The 15,693-nt window shown below is 66.2% G+C and carries 21 protein-coding genes; 12 read left to right on the forward strand and 9 right to left on the reverse strand.

The genetic code is table 11. The features are described from left to right. Window positions 1-66: 66 nt before the first annotated feature. Together NO931_RS11875 and NO931_RS11880 are read right to left on the reverse strand one after the other, a co-directional pair. Window positions 67-726 (reverse strand): helix-turn-helix domain-containing protein, encoded by a 660-nt coding sequence (locus tag NO931_RS11875; protein ID WP_256392547.1) that lies wholly within the window; start codon window positions 724-726, stop codon window positions 67-69. A gap of 92 nt (window positions 727-818) precedes the next feature. Next, window positions 819-1,022 carry a hypothetical protein gene (locus tag NO931_RS11880; protein WP_256392548.1) on the reverse strand — a complete coding sequence of 68 codons (204 nt, stop codon included), beginning with the start codon at window positions 1,020-1,022 and terminating at the stop codon, window positions 819-821. 135 nt (window positions 1,023-1,157) lie between these two features. On the opposite strand from NO931_RS11880, the gene NO931_RS11885 reads away from it, so the two are divergent. Further along, window positions 1,158-1,769 carry a DUF7998 family protein gene (locus tag NO931_RS11885; protein ID WP_256392549.1) on the forward strand — a complete coding sequence of 204 codons (612 nt, stop codon included), beginning with the start codon at window positions 1,158-1,160 and terminating at the stop codon, window positions 1,767-1,769. Window positions 1,770-1,810: 41 nt separating this feature from the next. Here the strand turns inward: NO931_RS11885 and NO931_RS11890 are convergent, their stop codons facing one another. Continuing rightward, window positions 1,811-2,122 (reverse strand): hypothetical protein, encoded by a 312-nt coding sequence (locus tag NO931_RS11890; protein WP_256392550.1) that lies wholly within the window; start codon window positions 2,120-2,122, stop codon window positions 1,811-1,813. Window positions 2,123-2,153: 31 nt separating this feature from the next. Next, on the reverse strand, window positions 2,154-3,554 hold the full coding sequence (locus NO931_RS11895) for a hypothetical protein (protein ID WP_256392885.1): 1,401 nt from the start codon (window positions 3,552-3,554) through the stop codon (window positions 2,154-2,156). A gap of 156 nt (window positions 3,555-3,710) precedes the next feature. Here NO931_RS11895 and NO931_RS11900 point away from each other — a divergent pair, with 156 nt between their 5' ends. From NO931_RS11900 to NO931_RS11910, 3 genes are all read left to right on the forward strand, one after another. Further along, window positions 3,711-4,163 carry a DUF302 domain-containing protein gene (locus NO931_RS11900; protein WP_256392551.1) on the forward strand — a complete coding sequence of 151 codons (453 nt, stop codon included), beginning with the start codon at window positions 3,711-3,713 and terminating at the stop codon, window positions 4,161-4,163. A 110-nt stretch (window positions 4,164-4,273) separates the two neighbouring features. Continuing rightward, window positions 4,274-4,576 (forward strand): ribbon-helix-helix protein, CopG family, encoded by a 303-nt coding sequence (locus NO931_RS11905; protein WP_256392552.1) that lies wholly within the window; start codon window positions 4,274-4,276, stop codon window positions 4,574-4,576. 9 nt (window positions 4,577-4,585) lie between these two features. Continuing rightward, entirely contained in the window at window positions 4,586-5,089 is a 504-nt protein-coding gene (locus NO931_RS11910; RefSeq protein ID WP_256392553.1) for a PIN domain-containing protein, read from the forward strand. A gap of 12 nt (window positions 5,090-5,101) precedes the next feature. Here NO931_RS11910 and nreA read toward each other — a convergent pair whose 3' ends face one another. Further along, on the reverse strand, window positions 5,102-6,409 hold the full coding sequence (gene nreA / locus NO931_RS11915; RefSeq protein ID WP_256392554.1) for a DNA repair protein NreA: 1,308 nt from the start codon (window positions 6,407-6,409) through the stop codon (window positions 5,102-5,104). A gap of 119 nt (window positions 6,410-6,528) precedes the next feature. Here nreA and NO931_RS11920 point away from each other — a divergent pair, with 119 nt between their 5' ends. Beyond that, window positions 6,529-7,065, forward strand: coding sequence for a hypothetical protein (locus NO931_RS11920; protein WP_256392555.1), 537 nt, complete (start codon window positions 6,529-6,531; stop codon window positions 7,063-7,065). Between the two features lie 79 nt (window positions 7,066-7,144). On the opposite strand, the gene NO931_RS11925 is transcribed toward NO931_RS11920, so the two are convergent. Next, window positions 7,145-8,110 (reverse strand): transcription initiation factor IIB, encoded by a 966-nt coding sequence (locus NO931_RS11925; protein WP_256392556.1) that lies wholly within the window; start codon window positions 8,108-8,110, stop codon window positions 7,145-7,147. 175 nt (window positions 8,111-8,285) lie between these two features. Between NO931_RS11925 and rnhA the strand changes: the two genes are divergently transcribed. After that, window positions 8,286-8,879: a ribonuclease HI gene (gene rnhA / locus NO931_RS11930; protein WP_256392557.1), complete on the forward strand. Its 594-nt coding sequence runs from the start codon at window positions 8,286-8,288 to the stop codon at window positions 8,877-8,879. Window positions 8,880-8,896: 17 nt separating this feature from the next. After that, window positions 8,897-9,451: a DUF7108 family protein gene (locus NO931_RS11935; protein ID WP_256392558.1), complete on the forward strand. Its 555-nt coding sequence runs from the start codon at window positions 8,897-8,899 to the stop codon at window positions 9,449-9,451. Here the strand turns inward: NO931_RS11935 and NO931_RS11940 are convergent. After that, window positions 9,448-9,804 carry a PadR family transcriptional regulator gene (locus tag NO931_RS11940; RefSeq protein WP_256392559.1) on the reverse strand — a complete coding sequence of 119 codons (357 nt, stop codon included), beginning with the start codon at window positions 9,802-9,804 and terminating at the stop codon, window positions 9,448-9,450. The genes NO931_RS11935 and NO931_RS11940 overlap by 4 nt on opposite strands. A 210-nt stretch (window positions 9,805-10,014) precedes the next feature. On the opposite strand from NO931_RS11940, the gene NO931_RS11945 reads away from it, so the two are divergent. The 3 genes from NO931_RS11945 (at window position 10,015) to NO931_RS11955 (ending at window position 12,509) form a co-directional block, all read left to right on the forward strand. After that, a complete protein-coding gene (locus NO931_RS11945) occupies window positions 10,015-10,560 on the forward strand; it encodes an inorganic diphosphatase (protein WP_256392560.1) in 546 nt (181 codons plus the stop codon). A 262-nt stretch (window positions 10,561-10,822) separates the two neighbouring features. Beyond that, window positions 10,823-10,945 (forward strand): hypothetical protein, encoded by a 123-nt coding sequence (locus NO931_RS11950; protein ID WP_256392561.1) that lies wholly within the window; start codon window positions 10,823-10,825, stop codon window positions 10,943-10,945. Window positions 10,946-11,168: 223 nt separating this feature from the next. Next, window positions 11,169-12,509, forward strand: a complete 1,341-nt coding sequence (locus tag NO931_RS11955; RefSeq protein ID WP_256392562.1) for an alkaline phosphatase family protein — start codon at window positions 11,169-11,171, stop codon at window positions 12,507-12,509. 202 nt (window positions 12,510-12,711) lie between these two features. Here the strand turns inward: NO931_RS11955 and NO931_RS11960 are convergent, their stop codons facing one another. Both NO931_RS11960 and NO931_RS11965 read right to left on the reverse strand, forming a co-directional pair. After that, the gene (locus NO931_RS11960; protein WP_256392563.1) at window positions 12,712-13,137 is read right to left on the reverse strand and encodes a hypothetical protein; all 426 of its coding nucleotides are present in this window, start codon (window positions 13,135-13,137) and stop codon (window positions 12,712-12,714) included. A 108-nt stretch (window positions 13,138-13,245) separates the two neighbouring features. Beyond that, window positions 13,246-14,325 (reverse strand): tubulin/FtsZ family protein, encoded by a 1,080-nt coding sequence (locus NO931_RS11965; RefSeq protein ID WP_256392564.1) that lies wholly within the window; start codon window positions 14,323-14,325, stop codon window positions 13,246-13,248. Window positions 14,326-14,433: 108 nt separating this feature from the next. On the opposite strand from NO931_RS11965, the gene NO931_RS11970 reads away from it, so the two are divergent. Both NO931_RS11970 and NO931_RS11975 read left to right on the forward strand, forming a co-directional pair. Then, window positions 14,434-15,216, forward strand: a complete 783-nt coding sequence (locus NO931_RS11970) for a DUF7310 family coiled-coil domain-containing protein (RefSeq protein ID WP_256392565.1) — start codon at window positions 14,434-14,436, stop codon at window positions 15,214-15,216. Next, the gene (locus tag NO931_RS11975) at window positions 15,213-15,686 is read left to right on the forward strand and encodes a DUF7311 family protein (RefSeq protein ID WP_256392566.1); all 474 of its coding nucleotides are present in this window, start codon (window positions 15,213-15,215) and stop codon (window positions 15,684-15,686) included. The genes NO931_RS11970 and NO931_RS11975 overlap by 4 nt, the downstream gene beginning before the upstream one ends. Window positions 15,687-15,693: the final 7 nt, after the last annotated feature.

Genomic DNA, 15,693 nt, shown 5'->3' on the forward strand with positions numbered 1-15,693 from the left:
AAGCGTTGCCGTCCGCGCAGCGGCGTCCCGACGCCGTTGTGATGGCAGCACTGCCGGACGCCGCTCTCAGCGCCGCTGGCGCATCGGTGCCGGCGCCACCTCGCCGGCGTCCGCGAACTCCTTGACGATCTTCTCTTCGGCGCGGTGGAGCGTCTCGCTGATCGTCGAGGGCGCCATGTCCAGTTGCTCGGCCAGCTCGGTCAGCGTACACTCGCGGGGCGTGTCGTAGTACCCTCGATCGATCGCCTCGTCGACCAGCTCCGACTGAGTGCCGGTCAGCAGCTGGCGCAGGTCGACGTTCTGCTGGACGTGGTGGACCTCGAAGGGGATGCCCAGCTCCTCGAACAGCGTCGCGAGCTCCGAGAGCCGCTCGTGGGGCGCCGTGATCTCCCAGTCGAGTTCGCCGCCGGCGATCGTAAATGGCAGCTGGATCGGTATCCCGGTGCGCTGGATCGGCACGAGCAACAGCGGCTCGGTGGTGCGGAACTGCACCAGCGCGCGCCCGTCGTGGACCTCGAACACCTCGACGGCGGTGACCGACGCCTCGTCCCGCATCGACTCGACGATCGACTCGGCGTCCGGATGCAGGATCTCGACGTGGCCGACGCCGACGTCGTCGTCGGGCAGCGCCGCCAGTACGCGGATCTCCGCCTCGGGATGGGTCCGCGAGAGATCGCCGATCCAGACCCCCTCGGGCAGCGTGATCGTGAAAGCCGCTGTCGCCATCGGTATCGCAACTAGTCGGCGACACAATGCGTAGCCTCGGCCGAACGTGTTCGGTCGGGATGCGGGGATTGGCGTCGCTCAGCGGAACCGGGTCAGCCGCCCCGGGCTCGTCGTCCCAGATTCCGGAGCCGCAGCGGCAGGTTCGATAGCGCCGTCGCGACGCGCTCGTGGGGCGCTTCGGGGATGCGTTCGAGTGACCACCCGAAGTCCTCGCAGTCGTGATCGTCCCGCAGGTGGTCGGCGACCGCAGACACCGAGTCGCGCTCGTACCCGCAGCGCGTGCAGCGAAATCTCACGCCCGACCGTCCGCGCCGATTCCGCGTCACTCTGGTCCCGAATATGTCCGGGCGGTGGCGCCGATCCCCGCGAGCGGGGTGCGCACGAACATGTTGGGGGACAGCGCTACCCGGCGAGCGGCCCGACTGTGGTGTATGGCGGGCTTCCCATCGCCGTTCGGCGGCGGCGACGACGACGCGCTGTTCGACGGGTACGACGAGTTCGTCCCGGGCAACGTCCCTGATCCGGGCCCGTTCCTCGAAGAACAGGAGCTCCTGACCGGCGAGGACCACCTCGCGTTCCACGAGATCACCCGAGAGTTGTTCGAGGAGCGCACGGTGTACGACATGACGTTCAACTACAACCTCGCCCGGCTGAACCTCGACACTCGCCACACCACGGCGGGCTACCGGTACGCCGAAGAGGCCGACGCCGCCGACGCGCCCGATGCGGGAGACCGGTCGGTGCTCCGCGCCGAGTTCACGCCGACGACGCCGTTTTGTCCGCAGACCCACACGCTAACGATCGGCTCGTTCCGGGCCTGGAACGGCCTCGCCGAGCACCACGACTACGATCTGGTGCGAGTGCGCGCCGCGCCGATGCACCACCAGAGCGTGGCGATCAACGAACAACTGGAGAACCTCGAAGCGGAGTTCATCGAGACCGGCGAGGTGCCGGAGGGCGACGGGACCGAGGGTCTCGGCTCGATGCCCGCGGACGATTCGATCGACGACGACGCCGTTCCGGGGCCGAGCGCGCCGTTCTGAACGGCGCCTCTTATCGGTTGCACTTCGCGTCTCCTCGATAGTCAGTTGATTCTGCCTGAAACGCCGTTCCGCCGATCACGCCACACCGACAGGAGCGCCAACCCAAAAAACGTCATAAATCCGCCCAGCAGCAGAACCGCGATCGTGAGTCCGACGAGACGGGGCATCGGAACGAGCGATCCGGCGTACAGTCCAATGGTCAGGTGCGATGCGAACCAGCAGAGGAAGGCTGAAAGAAAATAGTACCAGCTCCGATGCGGGTTGTAGTACGTCCTGATGACCAGCAGTGAGACGATGCCGAGTGCCGGTACTGCGAGATTCGCGAGAGTCGCTTCCCCGCCGATCCAATCCATCGTGCTTCCTGACAGTTCAGGAACGAATCTCTTATCGGTTGCGCTCGGACGCCGCGGCAGCGTCGGCATCTGCCTCGCTGCCATCGGCTCCGACGCCGAGCAGCAGTCCGCGGAACGTGTGCGGGCCGTGCTCGTACAGCACCAGCGCGACGTTCGCGACGAAGACGGCGGCGCCCAGCGTCGCGAGGACGCCGCCGACCGGTACCAGCCACTCGGGCGCCGCCAACGCCGCGGCGCCGAGGGCGTCGCGCGCGAGCCAGTCCGATACCGTGATCGCGACGAAGCCGGCAAACAGCAGCGCGAAGTCGGTCGCCGCGAGCCGATCGTCGTACAGGTCGTCGATCATCGGCACGTCCTCGAACCCGAGCAGGTCGCTGTACCGGTGGACCCAGACGATGAAGGGGACGACGTGGTACACCGTCCCGAGCACGACGAAGCCGACGACGCCGAAGGCCAGCAGGTGCGCGGCGCCGGGCGCGCCGAAGCGCACCGCGGGATCGAGCGGCGCCCGGAGCCACGCCGGCAGCGTCGCCAGCGCCCACAGCGCCAGCGCCGGCGCGGCGACGGCGTACCGCGAGAGCATCGGCGTCCACTCGACGCGCGTCTCGTAGAGCCGCCGCGCGAGGATGCCGGCGACGCCCAGCAGGCTCAGCGCGACCAGCGTACCGCCCAGGCGAGCCAGCGGCGCCGACGCGAGCAGCCGGCCGGCTGCGAGCGTCAGGACGCCGAAGGGGTAGGCGACCTCCTCGAACTTCCGGATCCGGACGTCGACGCCGTGGAGCTCGGTCTGGGTAAACATCGTCGCGAGCTGGTAGAGCGCGCCGATCACGGTCGTCAGAACGGCGCCGAACACCGCCAGCGTGGCGTGGGCCCCGACGACGCCGCCCCGGTCGATCCCGCGCTCGAACAGGAAGGGGTTCGCGAAATCCAGTGCGAGGACGAAGCCCAGCAGCGTGAGCAGGACGAAAAATCCGAGCGCCGCCGCGAAATGGCGCTCGGTGACGTCGTAGTCCTCGACCGCGGCGAGCGTCCGGCCGACGTTGTACGCGAACGTCCAGAAGCCGGCCAGCATCAGCCCGCCGAACCAGGGCAACAGGGCGGGACGCCACTGCAGGAGGCCGACGACGAACCCGACGAGACCCACGACGACCAGCCAGAGCTGGGCGACCGCGAGGCGCCGGGAGTGCAGCTCGACGCCGGACCAGACCGGGACGAACTGCGTCATCGCGCCCATGATCGTCACGCAGACCCAGCCCGCAAGCAGCAGGTGGACGTGGGCGAGCGACGCCATTCCGGGGACGGTCCCGCGCGCGGCGCCGACGCCCAGCGCCGTCCCCGCCAGCAGAAAGGCCAGCGCGACGACGAAGTGACGCAGCGGCACGGTCATCGGCGGCTGCCGGTCGGTGTCGACGTTCCCGGGGACGGCGCTCATGCTCGCCTCTAGCGCCCGGATTTCCGTCCGGATGCCCCCGAACATATTCGGCGCCGATCGCCTGAGCGTCGCGACGCCGACGCGGCGTCGACTGCGGTCCTCGCATCGGCGTCACTGCGCACTCTTTTGACGAGCGCGGTCCAACATTCGATCGCCATGAACCTGCCCATCGACCCCGAGAAGCTGACCGAGGAGGACGTCGGCGAGAAGCGCGCGACCCTTGCGATGGACCACGAGGAAGCGGTCGAGTTCGTCCGCGAGACCTGCGAGGACGTCGGCTTCGGCGTCCCCGTGGAGTTCTCGCCCTCCGAGTTGCTCAACGAAAAAGTCGACGCCGATCGTGACCCCTACTACGTGCTCGGCGCGTGCAACCCGGCGGTCGCGGACCGAGCGCTGGACGTCACCAAGTCGATCGGCGGCCTCTTTCCGTGTAACGTGATCGTCTGGGAGGAGGAACCCGGAAAACAGGTCGTCTACCACGTCTCGATCATGCGGATCGCCCGCCTGACCGGGCTGGCGCCCGAGGAGAGCGAGGAGTGGGACGCGATCCTGGAGGACACCGGCGAACTGGCCGACGAGCTGTTCGAGCGAATCGAAGCCGAAGCGTAGACTCGTTCCCACAGGCGGATGGCGTGACAGAGGCAGGAAATCGATAGCTCTTCGCACAGCAACACTTAGGGATTTGTGGGTACAATGTGATTACAACGGAGGCTACGACAGTGGGAACCAGACACGTCAATTTTCGACTGCCCGACGAGTTACTGGAGAAGGCAGACGTCGCCGCAGAGGTCACACACAAGGACCGAACCGAGATAGTCACGGAGGCGCTTCGCGAGTATCTGGACGATGTCGAAGACGACGAGGCGTTCCGCGAGGCCGTCGTCGAACTATACCTCGACGGGGAGATCGAGTTTTCGACCCTCAAAGAGTTCGTCGGCCGACGGGACGCTGAAGCGGTTCGCGCGTCGAAGTCGCTCCTCGATCAGGGCGAAGATATCGCCGAAGACATGGCGGATCTTTAGCCTGCTGCGATGATCGTAGCGGACACCAGCGCGCTGCTTTCGCTGGCAGCGGGCGACGTTCTCGATATCGTTCTCGACGAGTTCGACGTCCACACCACCGACGCTGTCGTCGACGAACTCCGAGAGACAGCGGAGTACGAGGACGTCCACGCGAGGGCGGCCGCGTCCGTTCTGAACTGCCGAGACCGTCTTGACGTACACGACACCAATATCCGGATAAATCGGTCCAGCCGAATCGATGCCGGAGAGGGAAGCTGTGCCGACTTGACTGACGACCTCGACGCCGCCTTCTTAGTAACGGACGACCTGCGCGCGCTCCCAGGACTGCAGGTGCTCGTGGATGCGCAGGTCGCCATCTCGCCGATCGTCCTCCGGGCGCTCGTCGAGCGCGGCGTCCTCGACGGCGACGACGCCAGGGACCGGTTAGAGACGATCGCGGAACGTCGCGACTGGCTCGGCGCGCCGATCTTCCGGCGGGCCGAGATGCTGTTCCAGGACTTGGTTGACGAGTAGACGCCGGCGCAGTCAGAAGTCGGTCAGTTGCGCCTGCAGCCCCGCCACCATGTCGGACTTCCGGCGGAGGTCGGCGACCGAAACGGGGAGTCGCGGGCCCAATCCTTTGATCGCGTCGTGGAAGCTCTCCGCCGTCGCGTACTCCCCCGCGAGCTCCGGCGGCGTCTCCGGGCCGGCGGGCGACTCGCGGCCGGCGTCGGGATCGAACGCGTTCCGGACGCTCTCGCGGATCTGCCAGACGCCGACGGGCGCCCAGTAGTCGTCGGTGACCTCCCGAAGTACGATGCATTTCGCCTGCCGGTCCTCGTCGACGAGGTGTTCGAGGACGCCGAGCCGCGAGGCGTAGTACGCGCCGGCGGTCTCGTCGACGTAGCCGGTCCGGCCCTCGTAGCCTTCCGAGGCGCTTGACATCCAGTAGCCCGTGTCGGTGTTGGGGTTCCAGACGCTGCCCGGCGCCTTCATCTCGACGAGTTCGAACTCCCACTGCCCGGGTGAGAGGACGATCCAGAAGCGGTTGCCCATGAATTCGTTGTACCAGACCTGCGTCTCGTCGATCGACGGCGAGTTCCGGATCTGCCCCCGCAGGTACTGGCCGATCGTGTCGTCGACCGCGGTGATCGACCAGCGCGTCGGGACGAGCTTGCGATTTTCCCCCTGTCCAAGCGCGCCGGCCGAGAGGATCTTGTTGATGTCGTACACGTCGAACCCGCGCCGGTAGAGATACGTCATCGCGCCCTGGGCCTGCCAGTCGTCGTCTTCGAGCGTCTTTTTGACCGGTTTCGGAACGTAGGGATTCTCGGTGAGGTCGACCGACTTCGCGTCGACGTTCGGGCCGGTCGGCGCGGCGATCTCGTCGACGTCCATGTCCAGTTCCGGGCGGCCGTCCAGACCGATCTCGACGTCGACCGGCCGATCGGCGATGGCGACCTCGCGCTGGGCGCCGACAAAGCCGTCCCAGACGTCCTCGACGTCGACTTTCGAGCGTCGCTGGGAGTTCATCAGGCCGGTCCGGCGCTGGAACACGTCGTCGATCGAGTAGCCCTGCTGATACCAGTTCCCGTCGGTGACGTAGTCCGCGGCGTCCGCTTCGTCGCCGACCGGCGAGAGCACGCCCGTCGAGACGTCGGGATAGCCCGTGCGCCCGACGAAGATCGATGGCGATGTCGAGCCGACCAGCGAGTCGCCCGTCACCACGTCGTCGAAGCGATCTTCGACGCGGTCGATGTAGTCGGTGATCTCGTAGGACTTCTCCTCGGCGAGGCGCCGTCGCTCGGCGTCCTCGTCGTGCTCTAACCCCTCGACGAACTCGTCGAGCCGCATTCGCCCGTAGTTGGGGCGTCGCGACTATGAATGTTCGTCTCCGGCGTCGGGGCGAACTTGACTGGTCCCCCGCCTCGATGGACGGCAACGTTTTGAATATAGGACAAAAACGTCGACCCGTGAGACGAGCCCTCCTGCTCACGGTCGTACTCGTGGCTGCAGTTGGCGGCATGGCGCTGGTCGGTGCGGGACCGTTCCAGGACGATCCCGACCCGGATCGCCCGCCGGAGATCCAGTCGTTCGAGATCACCGACCGCGGCTGTCAGGACGAGGTCCGCGACTTCGCCAGTTCGAACAGCGCCGGCGACGGCGACGGCGTCGACGCCGGGACGATCGACACGGCGTCGCCCGAAACGGAGCTGTCGGCGGAGATTCGCCGCACGTCGCCCGAGAGCGCGGAGATCGTCACGTACCGCGTCGATCTGCGAACCCACGAGCCCGCCGACGCGAACGAAAGCTGTCCCGGCCGCATCGCGTATCGAATCGAGTACGACGCGCCCTCCGGCGCGGGCGCCACCGGCCATCGGGTCGCGCTCGGCGTCGACGGTCGGATCAAAAGCTGCGGCGGGAGCACGTCCGGCCCGGAACTCGGCTGTCACCGATTAATGTCCGAGACGACGACCCGCTACACGAACGAGTCCGACGCAGGGACGTGAGCGGCGCCGAAGCTGAATCGAACCGGTCCGAGACCAGCGGGCGCTACGACGCGGGAAAGCGGTAGGAAAGCGGGAGCGTTTAGCTGTGGATGCCCATCGCCTCGATCTGCTCCTGATAGCGGTTCCGGATCGTGACTTCCGTCACCTGAGCGACGTCGGCGACTTCGCGCTGGGTCTTCTTCTCGTTGCACAGCAGGGAAGCTGCGTAGATGGCGGCGGCGGCGTAGCCGGTCGGAGACTTCCCCGAGAGCAGCCCTTCCTCGGCCGTGGTCTCGATGATCTCGTTGGCCTTCGTCTGGACTTCTTCGGAGAGTTCGAGTTCAGAACAGAACCGCGGGACGTACTTCTTCGGGTCGACGGGTTTCATCTCCAGACCGAGTTCCTGTGAGATGTATCGATACGTGCGGCCGATTTCCTTTCGTTCGACGCGGGAGACTTCCGAGATTTCTTCGAGGCTGCGCGGGATGCCCTCCTTGCGACAGGCGGCGTACAGCGCCGAGGTGGCGACGCCCTCGATCGAGCGCCCGCGGATCAGGTCTTCCTTGAGTGCGCGCCGATAGATGACCGACGCGACCTCGCGTACCGAGCGGGGCACCCCCAGCGCGGAGGCCATGCGGTCGATCTCGCTGAGCGCGAACTGCAGGTTGCGCTCGCCGGCGTCTTTGGTCCTGATTCGCTCTTGCCACTTGCGCAGGCGGTGCATCTGGCTGCGTTTCTTCGAGGAGATAGAGCGACCGTAGGCGTCCTTGTCCTTCCAGTCGATCGTGGTCGTCAGCCCCTTGTCGTGCATCGTCTGCGTGGTCGGCGCGCCCACGCGCGACTTCTCCTGACGCTCCTGATGGTTGAATGCACGCCACTCCGGACCCGGGTCGATCTTCTCCTCCTCGACCACGAGGCCGCAGTCGTTACAGACGAGTTCGCCCCTGTCGGAGCTCTTGACGAGGTTGTCGGAATCACACTCCGGACACTCCCGGACCCCCTCTTCCTCCTCGTCTCCTTGCTCCGTCTCGTGTTCGCGCTCCCGCTGGCGGGTGGACCGTGTCATCGCACTTTTATAGTAGTATCACGGACGTACTTAAACCCTTGGCCGGGGCGCTTCGAACGGTCCGACGCCGAGGCTGCCTCGGAAACCGTAATCCGGCGACTGCGTCGGGTTGCCGGCGGTAATTGCCGTGCGGAAACGGAAACACATATATTCCGTATAGCTTGACCTACCGTCAATGCCGACGATCGAATGCGACGTGGAGCGGGCCCGCGAGCGGCTTCGCGACGCCGGCGTCGAGGTCGAAGAGGGCAACACCGACCACGAGCGCTGGCGCGCGTCGCGCGGCGACGCCACCGCGGTCGCCTACGACGAGAAGGTCGTGATTCAGGGATCCAATCCGCAGGACGTGGAGGCGATCCTGCGCGAGGAGGGCGGGCGCGCCCACGTCTACTTCGACGGGGCGAGCCGGGGCAATCCCGGCCCCGCGGCCGTCGGCTGGGCGATCGTCAACAGCGACGGCATCGTCGCCGAAGGCGGCGAACGTATCGGCGAGACGACTAACAACCGCGCGGAGTACGAGGCGCTCGCGCGCGCCCTCGAAATGGCCCGCGATTACGGCTTCGACGAGGTCGACGTCAGGGGCGACTCGGAGCTGATCGTCAAGCAGGTCAACGGCGCGTGGTCGGCGAACGACCCGGGGATGCAGGAACGGCGCGTTCGCGTGCGGGAACTGCTCGAACGGTTCGAATCCTGGTCGCTCGAACACGTTCCGCGGGAGATAAACGAACGCGCCGACGAGATGGCGAACGAAGCGCTGGACGGCAACTAACCGACACAGGAACCACGATGTCAGAACTACCCGACGACGTCAGCGAGGACGCCGAGCGACTGACCAGGCTCGCGCGGGAGGCCGTCGACGAGGACGAAGCGGCAGCGTACCGACGCCGCCGGGCGGACCGGCTCGACGAGCACGAATTCACCGCCAGGGTCCGCGAGGACGACGACGGCGACGTGCTCGTGTTACATCCGGCGGAGTGGATCGCGGACGACAAGATCCATCCCGACCGGATCGAGGACACCGACCGAGCCGTCGAGGTCCGACTGGAGGGACCCGGCGACCCCGACGAGTGGGACGAGGTCCGCGAGCACAACGACGAGATCGTCCAGACGGTCCGCGAGGCTCACGGCGACGTCCACGGCGACAACGCCGCCGCCTTCGCCGAGTTCATGCACAATCATCTCGCGAAGCCCGTCGAATCGGCGACCGCCGAGGAGATCCGTACCTTTCGCTCGGAGTATTTCCCGCGAAACGCTTGGCCGTCCGAGGAACAACGCGCCGCCCTCGACCGGTCGATAGAAGTAGTGTTCGAGAGCGCCGACGCTCGCGTCCCCGAGTTCTAGAGCTGTTCGTCGACGAGCGTCCGAACGTCCTCGGCCCGATCCTCGTCCGTGACGACCTTCGAGAGCGCCCACTCGAACTGGTCGAACACCGCAGCCTCGCCCTCGTCGGTGAGCTCGTACTGGTTGGTGCGCTTGTCGAGTTCGCTCTTCTCGACGAAGCCCAGCTCGACGAGCTCGTCGAGGTTCGGGTAGAGTCGCCCGTGATTCACTTCGCCGCCGTAGTACTCTTCCAGCTCTCGCTTGATCGCGAGCCCGTACATCGGCTCTTTCGAGAGAATGATGAGAATATTTCGCTGGAAGGCGGTCAGGTCGCGTGCAGCCTCCGCTTCGGTCATTGTCCGTGCCTCTGACATGGCTGGCTGTGTGAATGAAGCCAGGATATTTAACGCTTCTTAACTATCCTACGATATTGTTGCGTAATATACAGCGCAACGGCTATCGAACCCTCGATCCGCGTACCGACCGGGCAAACGCGCAGCTCGTCGCCGCCGCGGCGAGCGCGTCCCGACAGTCGGGACAATGCCGAAAATGCTTTTTGGCCGCCTCGTCGATCCGTACCTGCAATGACGAACCTCTGGGAAGATCTGGAAACCGGACCGAACCCGCCGGAAGAGATCTACGCCGTCGTGGAGTGTCTCAAGGGCGAGCGCAACAAGTACGAGTACGACAAGGACGTGCCGGGCGTCGTGCTCGATCGCGTGCTGCACTCGAACGTTCACTACCCCTCCGACTACGGGTTCATCCCGCGGTCGTACTACGACGACGAGGATCCCTTCGACGTGCTCGTGCTCGTCGAGGACCAGACGTTCCCCGGCTGCGTGATCGAGGCCCGCCCCGTCGCCCTGATGAAGATGGACGACGACGGCGAGCAGGACGACAAGGTCATCGCCGTCCCCACGGAGGACCCGCGCTACGACCACGTCGAGGGCCTGGAGGACCTCTCGGACCAGCAGCTCGACGAGATCGAGGAGTTCTTCGAGACCTACAAGAACCTCGAAGCTGGCAAGGAAGTCGAGACGCAGGGCTGGGAGGACAAGGAGTCGGCCAAGGAGGCCATCGAGCACGCGATGGATCTCTACGACGAGAACTTCGACAGCCCCCGTAACTGAGCCGCCTCACGTTTTCGATTCTCGTTCTCGCTTCTCGATTTGCGGTTTTGGCCGCTGGCTTCGTCCGAGTTGGCGCCGCACAGCGGCGTCTTCGGCGTCGCAGCGGCAGCTCCGGCATCGCCATCGACCGGCAGCGTCGATCACCGAGCCTCGTCGCGACGACGCCGAAGACGCGATTCCCCAGGATAATACTCGGCCGCTCGACTCATGTGTTATGAGCATGGGTAATCTTTTGGGCGTCACGCCCCTACTTCGAGACGAGATGGCAACGAGAACGCCTCCGTCGGACGATCGCCGCGAGGACGGCCCCAGCGTCGGGATGGCTCACCCTACCGTCGTTCCGGTCAACTTCGAGACCGACGACGAGCGATCGGACGAGGACTGACGCCGCGCCGGCGTCTGGACGCCGTGGCGCAGGACGCCGTGGCGCAGGACGCCGTGCCGCAGGACGTCGTACCGAAGATACCGCGTCGCCCCGACCGCTCCGCAGCAGCGAGCGGGCGCGACGCCACCGCGCAGTCCCCGCAAATTGTGCCGGAATCGGCGACGATCGGCGGTTCCGGCCGCCGAAAAGAAGGTTCTTGTATCCGGTCGCTCAAGAGGGAAACATGGGTCTCTTCGATCGGTTGCGCGGCGACGACGCCCCGCGCGTCGCCTTTTTCGGCATCGACGGCGTGCCGTACAGTTTGCTCGCGGACCACTTCGACGAATTCGAGAACTTCGCGGCGCTGGCCGAGGAGGGCGCCGCCGGGCCGATTGACAGCATCGTCCCGCCGGAATCCTCAGCCTGTTGGCCGAGCCTGACGACCGGGAAGAACCCCGGCGAGACGGGCGTCTACGGCTTCCAGGACCGCGAGGTCGGCTCCTACGACACGTACGTCCCGATGGGTCGCGACGTTCAGGCCGATCGGGTCTGGGACATCGCGACCGAGGAGGGTCGCGACGCCACGGTGATGAACGTCCCCGTCACGTTCCCGCCCCAGCGTAACGTCCAGCGGATGGTCTCGGGCTTCCTCTCGCCGGGCATCGAGAAGGCCGCCTATCCCGACGATCTGGCGGAGTATCTGGAGGGCATCGACTACAAGATCGACGCCAACGCCAAGCTCGGCCACTCCGAGGACAAGTCCGAGTTCATCGAGAACGCCCACGAGACGCTCGACGCGCGCTACGAGGCGTTCTCGAACTACATCGAGCAGGACGACTGGGATCTGTTCTTCGGCGTCTTCATGACGACCGACCGGATCAACCACTTCCTGTTCGAGCACTACGAGAAAGACGGCGAGTACAAGGAGGAGTTCCTCGAGTTCTACCGCAAGCTCGACGACTACATCGGCCAGCTGCACGAGCAGCTCGACGACGACACGACGATGGTCGTCGCCTCCGACCACGGGTTCACGACCCTGGAGAACGAGGTTCACTGCAACGCCTGGCTCGAAGAGAACGGCTGGCTCGACTTCGAAGACGACGATCACGAGGAATTGGGCGACATCTCCGACGACACGACGGCCTACTCGCTGATTCCCGGACGCTTCTACATCAATCTGGAGGGCCGCGAGCCCCGCGGGAGCGTCCCCGAGGAGGACTACGAAGAAGTCCGCCAGGAGCTCAAAGAGGAGCTCGAAGCGCTCGAAGGTCCCCACGGGCCGGTCGCCGACCGCGTCGTCGAGAAGGAAGACGCGTTCCGCGGCGACCACGACGACATCGCGCCCGACCTGGTCGTGATCCCGAACCACGGCTACGATCTCAAGGCCGGGTTCAAGGGCCACGACGACGTGTTCGGCAAGGGCCCGCGCAACGGGATGCACAGCTTCGACAACGCCTGCCTGTTCGTCGACGACGCCGAGGCGACGATCAAGGAGGCCGACCTGTTCGACATCACGCCGACGCTGCTCGACCTGCTGGACATCGACTACGGCCGCGCCGACTTCGACGGCGCGACGCTGCTGTAGACGGCGATCACGGTTCTTGCGGTTCTCGAACGACCGATCAGCGGCGTCACGATCGGACAGCTACGTCGACCCCGACCAGCGGCGTCGTTCGACGCCGTAGCCGACGCTTCGACGTTCGGCCCGACGTGCTTCGACTATGGAAAGAACGGTGCTTCAACTATCGAAGCACTGTCTGCGCTCAGACCGAAGTGAGCGCGAGCAGTCAGATCCCATCGCAATCGATCTTTGCTTCAGGAATTGATAGTTGAAGCTCTTCTCCGGGTTGTTCGAGTAGGGCCTGGGCCCACGTGCATTCTGACTCCCACTTGTGCGGGCGTGCTGTCTCAGCGATGTTGTTCACACGCATACGGACTGTGTATTTCCCATCCCCGGAGCGTTGATCGAATTCATGCCACCAATTTGCCCCGCTTTCGACTACATTTGAATCCCAATACACCACATCGTCACTTTCTTCGTCAATTGTGAGCGAGTGTATGGTTAGATCCCTATCTGTTTGGTTATCCGCACCTATTGCCATGAGATCTATCTGACTATCGTCATTTCTATCAGACACGACTGAACAACCAGAAAATGCAGTAAGTGCACCAGCAGATGCGATCAGCAATTGCCGTCGAGATGATTTAGCCATGGCGCAAAATACGTGAAGCATTCGGTTATTTATTTCTATACCCTAACAAATGTGTGGAAGAAGTAGCCCCGATCGGGATACTCGATGTCGGGAGGCAACGACCCGTCGCTAGAACAGCCCGTCGAGTTCGTCGTTCTGGAACTGCTCGGCGGGATCGCGATTCGGCTCGTCTTCCGCCTTCCGGGCCTCCTTGGCCCGCTGCATGAACTCGTCGATCCGCTCGGAGCGCTCGACGCCGCCGAGCAGTACGAGCGCGGCGAGCTGGTCGGATTGCAGCGGGAAGTCGCCGCCGCGGACCTGCAGGCTGCCCGTCTCGTCCTCGACCATCCGGCGGGCGCGCTCGACGCCCTTGCGGGGGATGGCGTCGGGATCGCCGGCGACGACCAGCAGGGCGGCGTCGGCCGTCGTCGCGTCGGGCAGGCTGGTGCCGGTGAACAGCGCCTTCCGGGCCGTGCTCGTGACGGTGTTGATGTTGTCGGCGCTGTCGTCGCTGGCGGCGGCGCTGGCGTAGCCCAGCGCGGCGACGCCGCCCTCGCGCAAGGTGTTGATCACTTCGCTGGAGTCGACGACGCTCTCGCCGACGCCTTCGACGGCTTCGCCCGAGGCCAGTAGCAGGCCGACGCGGCGAGCGATCTCCTGGTTGATCGCGTCGAACGCGCCCTCGACGCTCTCGCCCGAGTCGTGCCAGGCGTCGTTGTCGATCAGCAGCGTCGCGTCGGCCTCCCGGGCCAGCGTCTTCAGCGAGCGGCCGGCGTTGGCCTGATAGAGCGACCCTTCGTCGCGACCCGGCAGGATGCCCAGCGCGTAGACGGGGACGCTGTACACGCGGGAAAGTTCCCGTGCGAGCACGGGCGCGCCGCCGCTGCCGGTACCGCCACCCAGCCCGGCGACGACGAAGATTGCCTCGGCCTCGGCGGTGATCCGGCCGTCGAGCGATCCCATCACCTGATCGGCGTCCGTCTGCATCACTTCGGCGCCGAGCTCGTTGTCGCCGCCGACGCCGTGGCCTTTCACCCGATCCTGACCGATCAACACCGTGTCGAGCGAGAGCGACTGGAGGTCCGCCTCCGCGCTGTTGACCGCGAGGGCGCCGCGCACCGCGCCGAACTCCATGCGGTCGTCGAACGCGGCGATGGCCTCGGTCACCTTGCCACCGGCCTGCCCGACGCCGACGAGAGCGACTTTCATACCGTTGGCATTTCCGCCGGCCGGCATCAACCTTGTGCTACGACCCCCGTGTGACGCCACCACTGGGCGACCACACACTTTTGACCGATCGGGCGGCGATCCGCCAGCATGACAGACACCGACGCGGTCGAGGAGCGACTCAGGGCGGTCGAACGGGCGGTCGCCGACGGCGACACCGATATCGACGGCGCCCCACTCGGCGACCCGACGGGCGAACTCGCATCCCGGATCGACGAGTTGGAGTCGACGACGACCGAGCTCGAATCCGGCCTTCAGGCTGTCCGTGGCTACGTCGGACAGGTCAAGTCGGTCGACGACGAGATCGAGCAGCGGGCCGACGCCGCCGCGGCGGCCGTCGACGACGTCGAGGAGCGGGTCGCGGCGCTGGAGCGGCGGCTCGACGGCGGGGACGCCGAAGTGACCGGCACGGGAGCGATCGAGGCTGCCGACGACGATCAGACGCCCTCTCGAGCGACGCATAGCACCGGCCAGTCGAGCGGGGATCGATCGGCGGCGACCGGGCAGCGGCGTCACGACGAGGAACGACCGCAACGTGGCGACGGCCGACGCCCGTTGGAACGGGACCACGGTCACGACGGCGGACCGACTGGGAACCGACGATCGCAGTCGCGAGCCGAGCGGCGGCGTCCCGCCGCACCGCAGTCTCGTCCACCGCGAACGCGCCCGCCAGCCGAGGGCGGCGCTCACGGACGCCACGCCGGCTGTCCGTACTGTGGCGGGGCTGCGGCGGATGCTGACGGCAGCGATCCCGGACGGACGCCGCAGCCGAACAACGCGGCCGCCGACGAGAATCGGCCGAACGACGCCGGCGACCCGGTCGACGAGGTCGACGAACAGGGTGTCGTCGCCCGGCTCAGGGACGCGCTGTGATCCGGCGAACGCTGCTCGCCGCGCTGGTGTCGACCGCGCTGGCCGCCGCCGCGGCGCCGGGGATCGACCGCGCTCGCGTCCGGCGCTCGAACGGCCGGATCGAGGCGATCGTCGCGTCGATCGAGGCCGCCGCGCGCTCGCTGGCGGGCGACGAAGCCGTCCCGGCGGGCCGACCGGGCGCCCGGCGCACCGTCTCGGTCAGCCTGCCAGGCGCGGCGTGGGACGAAGCCGAGGTCGACGCCATCTCGCTCGCGAGCCCCGCCGAGCGCACGCTGACGCTGCGCTACCGGATCGCCGGTGGCGGCCGGCGCAGCCGGACCATCCGGACGCCGGAGTCCGTCACGACCGCCGACGATGAGCCGATCGAACTTGACGGCGACGGGCCACACGAACTCGCGCTCTCGTTGCGAGGCGATCAGCGACGGCGCCGGATGGTCGTCGAGCGCGTTTCGGACGCGCGGAGTCGCTGAGGCCGAC

It is taken from the genome of Natronoarchaeum rubrum, from assembly GCF_024494695.1.

Coding starts and splice junctions, on each gene's coding strand:
- rnhA (WP_256392557.1), top strand. CDS start 8,286: ATGCCGACGATCGAATGCGACGTGGAGCGGGCCCGCGAGCGGCTTCGC.
- NO931_RS11940 (WP_256392559.1), bottom strand. CDS start 9,804: ATGTCAGAGGCACGGACAATGACCGAAGCGGAGGCTGCACGCGACCTG.
- NO931_RS11935 (WP_256392558.1), top strand. CDS start 8,897: ATGTCAGAACTACCCGACGACGTCAGCGAGGACGCCGAGCGACTGACC.
- NO931_RS11950 (WP_256392561.1), top strand. CDS start 10,823: ATGGCAACGAGAACGCCTCCGTCGGACGATCGCCGCGAGGACGGCCCC.
- NO931_RS11925 (WP_256392556.1), bottom strand. CDS start 8,110: ATGACACGGTCCACCCGCCAGCGGGAGCGCGAACACGAGACGGAGCAA.
- NO931_RS11960 (WP_256392563.1), bottom strand. CDS start 13,137: ATGGCTAAATCATCTCGACGGCAATTGCTGATCGCATCTGCTGGTGCA.
- NO931_RS11885 (WP_256392549.1), top strand. CDS start 1,158: ATGGCGGGCTTCCCATCGCCGTTCGGCGGCGGCGACGACGACGCGCTG.
- NO931_RS11895 (WP_256392885.1), bottom strand. CDS start 3,554: ATGAGCGCCGTCCCCGGGAACGTCGACACCGACCGGCAGCCGCCGATG.
- NO931_RS11965 (WP_256392564.1), bottom strand. CDS start 14,325: ATGAAAGTCGCTCTCGTCGGCGTCGGGCAGGCCGGTGGCAAGGTGACC.
- NO931_RS11945 (WP_256392560.1), top strand. CDS start 10,015: ATGACGAACCTCTGGGAAGATCTGGAAACCGGACCGAACCCGCCGGAA.
- NO931_RS11955 (WP_256392562.1), top strand. CDS start 11,169: ATGGGTCTCTTCGATCGGTTGCGCGGCGACGACGCCCCGCGCGTCGCC.
- nreA (WP_256392554.1), bottom strand. CDS start 6,409: ATGCGGCTCGACGAGTTCGTCGAGGGGTTAGAGCACGACGAGGACGCC.
- NO931_RS11910 (WP_256392553.1), top strand. CDS start 4,586: ATGATCGTAGCGGACACCAGCGCGCTGCTTTCGCTGGCAGCGGGCGAC.
- NO931_RS11875 (WP_256392547.1), bottom strand. CDS start 726: ATGGCGACAGCGGCTTTCACGATCACGCTGCCCGAGGGGGTCTGGATC.
- NO931_RS11900 (WP_256392551.1), top strand. CDS start 3,711: ATGAACCTGCCCATCGACCCCGAGAAGCTGACCGAGGAGGACGTCGGC.
- NO931_RS11890 (WP_256392550.1), bottom strand. CDS start 2,122: ATGGATTGGATCGGCGGGGAAGCGACTCTCGCGAATCTCGCAGTACCG.
- NO931_RS11970 (WP_256392565.1), top strand. CDS start 14,434: ATGACAGACACCGACGCGGTCGAGGAGCGACTCAGGGCGGTCGAACGG.